General features: G+C 74.4%; 6 protein-coding genes. 1 reads left to right on the top strand and 5 read right to left on the bottom strand.

Annotated elements, in window-relative coordinates:
* Positions 1–110 precede the first annotated feature (110 nt).
* Both ACIBBD_RS36035 and ACIBBD_RS36030 read right to left on the bottom strand, forming a co-directional pair.
* Entirely contained in the window at positions 111–2,345 is a 2,235-nt protein-coding gene (locus tag ACIBBD_RS36035) for an FUSC family protein (protein WP_399423870.1), read from the bottom strand.
* Positions 2,346–2,371: 26 nt separating this feature from the next.
* Positions 2,372–3,757, bottom strand: coding sequence for an NAD(P)/FAD-dependent oxidoreductase (locus tag ACIBBD_RS36030; RefSeq protein ID WP_399423869.1), 1,386 nt, complete (start codon positions 3,755–3,757; stop codon positions 2,372–2,374).
* A gap of 251 nt (positions 3,758–4,008) precedes the next feature.
* On the opposite strand from ACIBBD_RS36030, the gene ACIBBD_RS36025 reads away from it, so the two are divergent.
* Positions 4,009–4,482 (top strand): MarR family transcriptional regulator, encoded by a 474-nt coding sequence (locus ACIBBD_RS36025; RefSeq protein WP_399423867.1) that lies wholly within the window; start codon positions 4,009–4,011, stop codon positions 4,480–4,482.
* 7 nt (positions 4,483–4,489) lie between these two features.
* On the opposite strand, the gene ACIBBD_RS36020 is transcribed toward ACIBBD_RS36025, so the two are convergent.
* From ACIBBD_RS36020 to ACIBBD_RS36010, 3 genes are read right to left on the bottom strand one after another with little or no spacing between them, the layout of a single operon-like run.
* Positions 4,490–6,208 (bottom strand): PP2C family protein-serine/threonine phosphatase, encoded by a 1,719-nt coding sequence (locus ACIBBD_RS36020; protein ID WP_399423866.1) that lies wholly within the window; start codon positions 6,206–6,208, stop codon positions 4,490–4,492.
* On the bottom strand, positions 6,205–7,248 hold the full coding sequence (locus ACIBBD_RS36015; RefSeq protein WP_399423864.1) for an ATP-binding SpoIIE family protein phosphatase: 1,044 nt from the start codon (positions 7,246–7,248) through the stop codon (positions 6,205–6,207). Before ACIBBD_RS36015 ends, ACIBBD_RS36020 begins: the two co-directional genes overlap by 4 nt.
* A complete protein-coding gene (locus ACIBBD_RS36010; RefSeq protein ID WP_399423989.1) occupies positions 7,248–7,640 on the bottom strand; it encodes an anti-sigma regulatory factor in 393 nt (130 codons plus the stop codon). The genes ACIBBD_RS36015 and ACIBBD_RS36010 overlap by 1 nt, the downstream gene beginning before the upstream one ends.
* Between the last annotated feature and the right edge of the window lie 37 nt (positions 7,641–7,677).

Below are 7,677 nucleotides of genomic sequence, written 5' to 3'. Positions count from 1 at the left end.
ACCCCGCGGCCCCCCCGGGGCCCGCCCCCCGGCGGGCGGGGCCCCCGCCCCCCCCCCCCGGGGCGGGCCCCCCCCACGTCCGTGTCCTGTCACCGGGTTCCCGCCCGCCGTCACGGCCCGGGGTGTGCCACCGGAACCTCCAGCGGCCGGGCGAGACCGACCACCGCCTCGTCCAGGCGTTGCAGATGCCGCAGCACCCGGTCGGTGACCCGGCCGTAGCGCGGCGCCTCCGCCACGCCGGGCTGGAGGAGCGCGGCGACGCTCGGCCCGGTCCGCACCTCGGCGGCGCCGTGCTCGTCCGCGACGTGCGCGGCGAGGGCGCCGATGTTGTGCAGGATGCGCTGTCCGGCGGTGCGCAGCCGCGGGTCCGCCGCGATCGACGGATGGGTGGGCAGCAGCTCGGCCGTTGCCGCCAGCGATCGCGCGTGGTACGCACAGGTCTCCAGCAGGGCGACCACGTACCGGGCGGTCTCCCGGCGGGTCCGCAGCGGTGTGACCGGATGCGTCAGCGGCTGTGTGGCCGCCCGCAGGTCGGCCAGCGCCTGGTCCAGATCACGGGCCCGGTCCAGCAGATCGGCCGCAGGGGCACCGCTGAGCTGATCGACGGCGCCCTCGGTGACGTCGGTCAGCCGGTCCAGCACGGTCGTCAGCAGCTCGTTCGTCCGCCGGTCGGTCCCCACCGGCAGCACCAGTGCCGCCGCCACGATCCCGCAGGCCGCCCCGAGCGCCGTCTCCTCCACGCGCAGCACCAGCACCGACAGGCTGTAGGTGTGCAGCAGTGTGTACAGCACACCCAGTGCCGCCGTGACGAAGAACGACATCAGCGTGTGCGACAGCGGTGCCGTGTAGAACATCGCGAACACGCACAGCAGCACCACCGCGAACGCCGTCCACGTGTGGTGGCCCACCGCTCCCGCGAGGACGATGCCCGCGATCACCCCGAGCACGGTCCCGAGCAGCCGCCGGTAGCCCTTGACCAGGATCTCGCCGGTCGAGGCCGTGTTGATGAACACGATCCAGCAGGTCAGCACCGCCCAGTACCAGCGGTGCGTGGACAGCAGCTCGCCGCCGACCATGGCCAGCGACGACCCGACGGCGACCTGCACGGCCGCCCGGGTGGTGGGCCGCCGCAGCCCGGTGGCCTGCTCCGGCTCCGCCTCCTCCCCGCCGATGGCCGCGTCCTCCGCGTCCAGCTCCTCGCGGGAGCGGGCCGTCTCGGGGCTGTCGTCCGACTCGTCCTGGGGCCCGTCGAGCGCGATCCGCAGCCCGAGCACCGCCCGGGCCGCCTCGCCGACGCCCCGGAAGACGTCCCGTACGGCCGGGGAGGCGCTCGGCAGGTTCTCCTCCTCGCGGTACCCGAGCAGCCGGTTGCGCACCTGTGCCAGGCCCGTGCCGTCGGCGACGGGATGCCGCAGCAGCAGGCCGAGCGCCCGCAGGTCGCGGCGCAGGACGTCGGTCGCCTCCTCCCGCACCGGCAGCCGCCCGCTCGCCGGGACCGGCGCGCCGGGCAGGTGCAGGGTCAGGGTGTCCGCCCGCTCGGCGCCGCGCGCCGTGAGCAGCAGCAGGCCCAGCCGTTCGGCGGCGATCTCGGCGTCGGCGACACGGCGCTGCACCAGCCGGGCCGTCGCCTCGTCCGGGGTGCCCTCCTCCAGCCGGCTCTGGATCATCATGGCCGTCTCGTGCAGCCGGGCAGTGCCCTCGCGCACCCGCTCCAGCGCTTTGGCCGCCTCGTCCGGACCGGCGTCGAACAGGTCGAGCTGTGCGTCCAGCAACTGGGCCAGCCGTGCCCGGAAGGCCTGCCGCAGACGGAGCAGGACCCCCGCCGACGTCTGCGGCACCAGCACGAAACGCGCCACCGCGCTGCACACGAACGCGACGGCGATCGCCCCCCAGAAGCCGGGCAGGGTCGAGCGGGTGGCGCTCACGAACAGGGACAGGAAGTAGACCTGGAAGCCGATCAGGCCGAGTGCGGTGCCCCGGTCGCCGAACCGGCGGCCGTACACCGCGCAGAAGATGAGGACGACGAAGAAGACGTCACCGAGCACCACGCGGGAGCTGAGCAGCGCCGCCAGCGAGACGGAGGCGAACGCGACCGGCAACCCCAGCGCGAGGGTGACGGCCTGCGGACCGCGCTGCTTCTCCCGGATGGCGAACGTGGAGACCATCGCCGCGATGGCCCCCGCGACCAGGTGCGTCACGTTCGCGCCCAGCACGGAGAGCACGGCCAGCGTCAGGGCGATGGCGCCCACCGTCCGCAGCCCGGCCGTGAGCCGCAGCAGCCCGGGATCGGAGGCCACCACCCGATCCCGCAGCCCCGTCGCCCACGACCGTGCCGCCGTCTTCACGCCGCCGTACTCTCTCCCGCCTCATCTCACCCGGCGTCGAGACCCGGGCCCGTGCCGCCTGCCACCTGCGCGCGCACCTGCTCCGGCGTGAGATAGGTGTCGGTGTACTCGAAGTCCTTCAGCTTGGCGGGCCGACGGGCCTGGAAGCCGGTACGGACGAAGTCGTCGCCGGCCAGCGCGTTCAGCGTCCAGTTCGTCAGCACCCGCGCCTTCGCCACGCCCGTGCGCAGCGCCGACCAGTGGTAGCCGCGGGCGACGGCCTGCGCGGGCAGCCCCCGCAGTTCGACGCCGAGGGGCTTGGAGACGGCGTCGGTGCCGCCGAGGTCGACGACCAGACCGAGGTCCTTGTGGACGTACGGCTTCATCGTCTGGCCCCGCAGCGTGGCGAGCACGTTGTCGGCGACGGCCCGGCCCTGCCGCATCGCGTGCTGCGCCGTCGGCGGGCAGACCGCCCCCTCCTCGCCCTTGGCCTCGTCGGGCACCGCGGCCGCGTCGCCGAGCGCGAACACGCCGTCGTGGCCCGGCAGGCACATCTCGGAGGTGACGGCCAGACGCCCGCGGACCGTCTCGGCGCCGAGGGTGGCGATCAGCGGGCTCGCGACGACGCCCGCGGTCCAGATCAGCGTGCGGGTCGGCACCACCCGGCCGTCGGTGAAGGTGACCTCCTCCGGTCCGGCCTTGGCGATGGAGACCCCCAGCGAGATGTCGATCCCGCGCTTGCGCAGCACCTCCTGCGCGCTGCGGCCGAGCTTCTCGCCGAGCTCCGGCATCAGCTTCGGAGCGATGTCGATCAGGTGCCACTTGATCAGGCCCGGGTCCAGCCGGGGGTAGCGCTTGACCGCGTTGTGCGTGAGCAGTTGCAGACAGGCGGCGGTCTCGGTGCCGGCGTATCCGCCGCCGACGACCACGAACTGCAGCCGGGACGCCCGCTCGGCGGGGTCCTGGCTGGCATCGGCCAGGTCGAGCTGGGAGATGACGTGGTCGCGGATGTAGGCGGCCTCGGCGAGCGTCTTCATCCCGAAGGCGTGATCGGTCAGTCCGGGGATGTCGAAGGTCCGCGTCACGCTGCCGGGCGCCAGCACGATGTAGTCGTACGGCTCGTTGACGATCGCGTCGGTGATGGTGCGGATGACGCAGACCTTCGACTTGAGGTCCACGCCGATGGCGCCGCCCGGGATGATCCGGGTGCGGTACTTCTTGCTGCGGCGCAACGAGACGGCGATCGACTGGGGCGTCAGCACCCCGGAGGCGACCTGCGGCAGCAGCGGCAGATAGAGCTGGTAGCTGAACGGTGTCACCAGGGTGACGTCGGCCTCGTCGGGGGAGAGCTTGCGTTCCAGACGTCGAACGCACTCCACTCCCGCGAAGCCCGCGCCCACCACCAGGATCCTGGGTCGTGTCACGATGTCCATCCCTTTCTGCGGCTCCAGGCGGTCTGCCTCGACCTCATGCGCGTGCCCGCCGGACGGCCCCTTCGCACCTGATCGGTCCCGCCGATCCCATCGATCCCACCTCGATCGGAGCGGTTGCGCCAGCCGTGCGGCGCATGCAGACGAACGTTTCTCCTGTGGCCCGCGTCGTACCCGTCGAACGGGCCGTGTACGCGCGGGCCCTTCGGGTAGCCCGACGTACATGACAAGTGTGGTGGCCGGAGGGTAATGACGTGGGGTGCGCGGAGGGCTCCGACGACGGCCGGCGGGAGAGCCGGGAAGCGACGGCCCGGCGGGTCGTCGACGCGGTGGAGAGCCTGGTGGTCTGCTGGCTCGCGGCGGCGGAGGAGGCCATGCCCCGGCTGCCGGACCGGCAGCTGCTGGCCCTCAGAACGATCCGGCGCCGCCCGGAGCTGAACCTGACCGCCCTCGCCGAGGACCTCGGCATCGGTCTGCCCACCGCGAGCCGCCTGTGCGACCGGCTGGAGGCGGCCGGGCTGCTGGAGCGGAGCGTGCAGCCGCGCAACCGGCGCGAGGTGCAGCTCGTGCTGACCCCCTACGGCCGACGCGTCCTCACCGACGTCACCGAGCGGCGTGTCCGACGGCTGGCCGCCGTGTTCGAGGGCATGACACCGATGCAGCGCACCGCCCTCGAGAGCGGTCTGTTCGCCTTCCGGCAGGCGCAGGCCGCGGGCACGGACGACTGACGGCGCGTCACGAGCCCACGGACACCCGCGCCGTCCGGCTGTCGATGTGACACAGCAGCAGGCACACGTCGTCGTCGCGCTCGGAGTCGCTGAGCATCGGGTCCAGGATGCGCTCCGCCGAGGAGTCCAGGTCCGCGTCCAGTTCCTCGGTGCGGAACGCGCCGAGCGCCGCCGCGAGCCGCTCGATGCCCGGGTCTATGCCCTGGGCGCGCCGCTCGACCAGCCCGTCCGTGTACAGCGCCAGCGTCGAGCCGGGCTCGAGGGGCACCGTGTGGTCGGCGATCTGCTGCCGCAGCGGGATGCCGAGCATGGCCCCCGGCTTGGCGTCCAGCGTGCGCACCCGCCCGTCCGGGTCCCGCAGGACCGGCGGCGGATGCCCTGCCGCCGCCCACGTCAGGACCGGTTCGCCCGGCTGGAAGCGGGCGATCACGGCCGTCGCGTACAGGTCGGGCTGCAGATGGTGCAGGAAGGTGTGCAGCCGGGTCAGCAGGACGCCGGGGCTGCCGCCGTCCACGGCGTAGGCGCGCAGCGCGGTGCGCAGCTGGCTCATCATCACGGCCGCGTGCAGCCCGTGCCCGGTCACGTCGCCGATCACGGTGATCAGGCTGCCGTCGGGCTGCCGGAAGGCGTCGTACCAGTCGCCGCCGATGTTCAGCCCGTACGTCGCGGGCAGATAGCGGGCCGCCAGCCGCAGCCCCGGCGTGGTCGGCAGATCGGTCAGCAGGGCGCGCTGGAGCGTCTCGGCGATGTCCCGGTTGTGCTCGAAGCGCCGCGCGTTGTCGAGCGCGATGCTGGCCCGCCGGGTCAGCTCGATCAGCATCACGGCGTCGTCCGGGTCCCAGCGCTCGCCCGGCGGGGTCAGCGTCAGAACCCCCAGCGGCGCGCGCCGCGTCGGCAGGGGGACGCACAGCAGCGGCCGGGTGGGATGCAGCGCCGACGGCGGCTGGTCGTCGACCCCGGGCAGGCCGCCGGGATGGTCGGCCGCGTACTGGGGCCGTCCCGTGCGGGCGGCGACCACGGCGGCCGCCGGATGCGGGGCGGGCGGGTGCCGGTCGTCGCCGTCCTCGAAGAGCCAGACGTCGACCGTGGCGGCGTACTCCGGCACCAGCAGCTCCGGCAGCCGGCTCACGATCTCCTCGTGGTTGAGGGAGGTCGTCAGCACGGCGCTGGCGTCGGCCAGGAACGTCAGCCGGCGCCGGGCGCTCTCCGCCTCCTGCCGGGCCGCGCGCTCCGCCGCGAAGGCCTCGCGCTGGGCCCGCCCGGCCGCGTCGAGTTCGGCGTGCAGTGCCAGGACGCCCTGGTTGGTCTGGTGCAGCTCCTCCCGGTGGAAGGCGACCAGCTCCTCCTGCTCGGCGAGCTTGTCCAGGACGAGCGAGGTGTCCTCGTCGGCGCCGAGCAGGGCCTCCGCGAGGACGTCGGTGTCGTCGGCCACCCCGGTCCAGTCGGCGCCGTCCACGGGGTCGGGGCAGTCCACGGCGACCTGCCACGGCGGCTCGCCGGCGGCGGGGGAGGAGGCCACCTCGGCACACAGAAGCCCCCCGCTCGTCCGCACGGTGAGCCGCCAGGTGCCGCCCTTGGTCAGACACTGGCGCAGGCGGCCGCTGAGCGCGCTCGCCAGCCGCGTCCGCTCCAGGGGGGTGACGCCGAACGCGGCGGCCAGCCGCGCGGTGGCGATACGGGCGCGCGCGGCGTCCGTGACGGTGCTGATCTGCCAGGTACGCATCATGGGCGGTCCGGCTGGGTCGGGGACAGGACGGCCACGGCGGTGTCGTCACGCACCGGGCGAGCGGAACTGCTGGCGTCGCGCACGATCACCGCGGCGGTGACCGCGGGGTCGCACGCCGGCAGTCCGGGATCGGAGGGCGGCACCCAGCGGCTGGGCAGACCGTCGCTGTGCAGAACCAGCAGCCGGTCCGCCGCCCAGGGCACCTCGGTCTCGCGCAGGGTCGTCGGGCGGTGCACGCCGACTATGCCCGGCCGGGAGAGCAGATGACGCCAGGAGTCGCCCTCCCGCAGCCGCGCCCCCACGTTGCCGATCCCGGCGAACCACAGCCGTCCGGCCCCCGTGTCGACCTGGGCCACCGCGACCGCCGCGCCCCGCGTACCGCGCAGCGCGCGGTCCAGGCGGCGCAGCACCTCGGCGCACGGGAGATGGGCCGAGCGGTGCAGTTCGTCGACCGCCGCGGTCGAGGCGCGGGAGGCCTCCGGCCCGTGGCCCAGCCCGTCGGCCAGCATCAGGGTCAGCCGGTCGCCGGCGCGCACCCACGTCCAGGCGTCCCCGGAGCGCTGGGCACCGGCGAACGGGATGTTCACCCCGCCGGCCCGCGCGGCCACCGTCTCCCGGGCGTCGGCCTTCGCGGCGGCGCCGACCCGCGCCAGCGCCACCGTGCCGCGCCCCGGGACGCTGTGCAGGTCGAAGTCGTCGGCCACCCGCCGGCAGGTCCCGAGGCCGGCCCCCAGGGAGCCGGCCGTCGAGAACCCGTCGCCGAGCGCGGCCCGCACGTCGGCCATGCCCGGCCCGTGGTCCACGGCGACTATCTGGACGACGAGCCCGCCCCGCCCGCTCGGCGGGGCGACCGTGTCCACCAGGAGCTGTCCTCCGTGGGCGTGTTTGATCAGGTTGGTGGCCAGCTCCGTCGCGACCAGCGCGGCCGCCGCCGTACGCGACTCGTCGAGGCCCACGAGCGCCGCGGCCTCCTCCGCGGCCACGCGCGCGTCGCGCACCCGCGTCGAGTCGTGCACCGGGACGTCCCACACGCGGGGCATCAGGACTCCTCGCGTTGCCGGGGCGGCCGGGTCGACCACGAGGTCACCGTGACCGTCGTACCGGCCCCCGGCGTGCTGTCGATGGCGAAGTCGTGCACCAGCCGCCGCGCCCCGCCCAGGCCCATGCCCAGGCCGCCGCCGGAGGTGAAGCCGTCGCTCAGCGCCTGCTCGATGTCGGTGATACCGGGCCCGTGGTCCGTGAAGGTCAGCCGGATGCCCTTGTTCCGACCGTCGGACACGGCGGCCGTCTCCATCTCCCCGCCCCCGCCGTACACCAGCGTGTTGCGGGCCAGTTCGCTGGCCGCCGTGACCAGCTTCGTCTGATCGACCAGACCGAACCCGAGGGCGGCGGCGGCCTGCCGCACATGCTGCCGTACCCACACCAGGTCCATGTCGGAGCGGATCGGCAGGCGGGCCTCGACGCCCGCG

It is taken from the genome of Streptomyces sp. NPDC051315, assembly GCF_044455165.1.
Taxonomy (GTDB): Bacteria; Actinomycetota; Actinomycetes; order Streptomycetales; family Streptomycetaceae; genus Streptomyces.
The sequence above is the reverse complement of the archived record's forward strand: the minus strand, read 5'-3'. Positions and strand labels throughout refer to the sequence as shown.